At 72.6% G+C, this 3030-nt stretch carries 3 protein-coding genes; all 3 read left to right on the plus strand.

What is annotated here, in order from left to right; genetic code table 11:
* Positions 1-178: 178 nt before the first annotated feature.
* The 3 genes from C6N31_RS42015 to C6N31_RS42025 all read left to right on the plus strand — a co-directional run bounded on the left by C6N31_RS42015 (position 179) and on the right by C6N31_RS42025 (position 2856).
* The gene (locus C6N31_RS42015) at positions 179-1492 is read left to right on the plus strand and encodes a molybdopterin-dependent oxidoreductase (protein ID WP_198359596.1); all 1314 of its coding nucleotides are present in this window, start codon (positions 179-181) and stop codon (positions 1490-1492) included.
* The gene (locus C6N31_RS42020) at positions 1489-1908 is read left to right on the plus strand and encodes a hypothetical protein (protein WP_138359575.1); all 420 of its coding nucleotides are present in this window, start codon (positions 1489-1491) and stop codon (positions 1906-1908) included. Before C6N31_RS42015 ends, C6N31_RS42020 begins: the two co-directional genes overlap by 4 nt.
* Positions 1909-1986: 78 nt before the next feature.
* Positions 1987-2856 (plus strand): alpha/beta fold hydrolase, encoded by an 870-nt coding sequence (locus C6N31_RS42025; protein WP_138359573.1) that lies wholly within the window; start codon positions 1987-1989, stop codon positions 2854-2856.
* Positions 2857-3030 lie beyond the last annotated feature (174 nt).

The following is a 3030-nucleotide window of genomic DNA, read 5'->3' on the forward strand; positions in this document are numbered from 1 at the left end:
ACGAGGACTGAGGTGCATACGGTGCGGACTCCCACACCGTCCACCGTGGCAGGTGGAAGCGCCCGGCGGGTTCCTGCCGGGCCCCGCGTCCGCAATCCGTAAGGTCTCGGCGGCGCGTCCGCATTCCGTAAGGAGTCGCCTCCCCTGCCGGAGCCCTGGTCGGGGGTGTGATGGAGGCATGCAGAATCCATCAGACGGGGAGCGTCCCCCGAAGCCTCCGAGCCCCCGGAGCGACCCGCCGAAGAGCTCTCAGGGCAGCGCGCCGAGCACCCCGCCGGGGCCGGGTGCCCCGCCGAGCCGCCCGCCCGTTCCTCCCCGCGCGCGGCTCGCGCTCCCCGATCCGCCGGCGTGGCTGCGCCGCGGCCCGCTCCGCGAGGGGGCGTTCACCGGGCGGCTGCACGACGCGCGGACGGCCACGGTCGTCGGCCGCGCGCTGGGCGCGGCCATCGCGGTGTGCTTCGTGACCGGCCTCGTCAGTCACTATCTGCAGCATCCGCCGGACTGGGCGGCGGACCGGCTGCCCAGCCGTCCGTCGTGGGGCTACCGGCTCACCCAGGGGCTGCACGTGGCGACCGGCATCGCGGCGATCCCGCTGCTGTTCGCGAAGTTGTGGACGGTGTACCCGCGGCTCTTCGCCTGGCCGCCGGCCCGGTCGGTGGGCAAGGCGCTGGAGCGGCTGTCGATCGCGGTGCTGGTCGGGACCGTGCTGCTGCAGTTGCTCACCGGGCTGCTGAACACGCTGCAGTGGTACCCGTGGCCGTGGAACTTCGTGCCCGTGCACTGGGCGCTGGCCTGGGTCGCGATCGGCGCGCTGCTGCTGCATCTGGCGGTGAAGGCACCCGTCATCGCGGCGCACTGGTCGCGGCGTTCGGGCGGCACCGTGGAACTGCCTGCCGCGGACGGGCCGGACCGGCGGGCGTTCGTACTGGGGGTCGGCGCGGCGGTCGGTGCGGTCACGCTGACGACCGTCGGGCAGGCCTTCACCCCGCTGAAGGACTTCGACCTGCTCGCGCCACGGCATCCGGACCACGGCCCGCAGGGACTGCCCGTCAACAAGACCGCGGCCGCGGCCGGGATCACCGCCGCGCGGCTGGCGGACTGGCGGCTGCGGGTCGCCGGGCCGAACCCCTACGAGCTGACGCTGCCCGAACTGCGCGCCCTGGAGCAGCACGCCTCGCTGCTGCCGATCGCCTGCGTCGAGGGCTGGAGCAAGAGCGCGCACTGGGAGGGCGTGCGGGTGCGCGATCTGCTGGACCGGGCGGGCGCCCCGCGCGGGGCGCGGATCAGGGTGGTGTCCCTGCAACAGGGCGGCGCCTACTCGGTGATGGAGATGGGCGCCACGTACGCACGCGATCCGCTGACGCTGCTGGCGCTGACGCTGAACGGCGCGCCGCTCTCCGTCGACCACGGCTTCCCGGCCCGGATCATCGCGCCGAACCGGCCGGGCGTGCTGCAGACGAAGTGGGTATCCCGGCTGGAGGTGCTGGCATGAAGGCGCGTATCGCGCTCGGCGCGGTGGGTGTGGCGGCGATGGGGCTGGGCGCCGTACAGCTGTTCACGAACCGTGCGGTGAAGGCGCCGGTCGAGGTGCTGTTCTGGCTGGCCGGTGCCATCGTGCTGCACGACGCGGTGCTGACGCCGGTGGTCCTGGCCGTCGGCGCGGTGCTGTCCCGGTGGCTGCCGCCGCACATCCGGCGGCCGGTGCGCGCCGGGTTGATCACCGCCGCGTGCCTGACCGCCGTGGCGTTGCCGTTCCTGCTGCGGCCGACCGCGAAGTCCAACCCGTCGGTGCTTCCGCTGGACTATCCCCGCAACACGCTGATCGTGCTGGGGGCGGTGGCCGTGCTCACCGCGCTGGCAGCCGGATGGGCGGCGCTGCGCCGATTTCGATCTCTTCCCAAAAACTAATGCATAGAGAGCATCTCAAGCATTAGCATGTGTGTGTCGGTGGGACAGTCCCACCGACACACACGGGAGGCACGCGCGATGACGGCTCTGGAACTTCCCCGGGTGGCACACCGGTTCGTCGAGGTGGACGGCGTACGAGTCTTCTACCGCGAGGCCGGCGACCCGGACGCCCCGACCCTGCTCCTGCTGCACGGCTTCCCGTCCGCCTCGCACCAGTACCGGCGGCTCATCGATGCGCTCGGCGGCCGGTACCACCTGATCGCCCCCGACTACCCGGGCTTCGGGCACAGCGACGCACCGGCCTCCCTCACCTACACCTTCGACCTGCTCGCCGATGTCGTGGAAGGCTTCTGCGAGGCCCTCGGCCTGCACCGCTTCACGCTCTACGCCTTCGACTTCGGCTCCCCGGCCGGCTTCCGCCTCGCCGCCCGCCACCCGGAGTGGATCGCGGGGCTCGTGGTGCAGAACGGCAACGCGTACGAGGAGGGGCTCAGCCCGATAGCGCGCGCCTTCGTGGCCGAGCGTCCCGAGGACGAGGGATCCGAGGAGCGGCTGCGCCAGATGCTGACCCCCGCCTTCACCCGCAGCCAGTACGAGGGCGGCACGACCGACGCGTCCACGGTGCCCCCCGAAAGCTGGCTCCTCGACCAGTACTTCCTCGACCTGCCGGGGCGCGATGTGATCCAGCTCCAGCTGGCCTACGACTACCGCAGCAACGTCGAGCTGTACCCGCAGTGGCAGGCCTGGCTGCGCAAGCAGCAGCCGCCGACGCTGGTGCTGTGGGGGAACCGCGACGCCATCTTCGTGGAGGCCGGAGCGCACGCGTTCCTGCGCGATGTGCCGGACGCCGAGGTGCACTCCTTCGACACCGGGCACTTCGCGCTGGAGGAGTGCGTCGGGGAGATCGCACCGCTGATCGCCGACTTCCTGGACCGTACGTGGGCGTGAGCCCCGACGCGGGCGCGGTCCCTGGCCACGGGGCTCAGCAGCGCCACAGCTCCACGAAGTGGCGGCCGGCCACGGACCACTCCTCGACCGTCGTCCAGCCCGTGCCGTCCGCGGCCGACCGCAGCGCGGCCGCGCCCAGCCGGGCCCAGGGGAAGTCCCGGCCGTACCGGCCCC

The sequence above is a fragment of the Streptomyces fildesensis genome (assembly GCF_016107395.1).
Taxonomy (GTDB): domain Bacteria; phylum Actinomycetota; class Actinomycetes; order Streptomycetales; family Streptomycetaceae; genus Actinacidiphila; species Actinacidiphila fildesensis.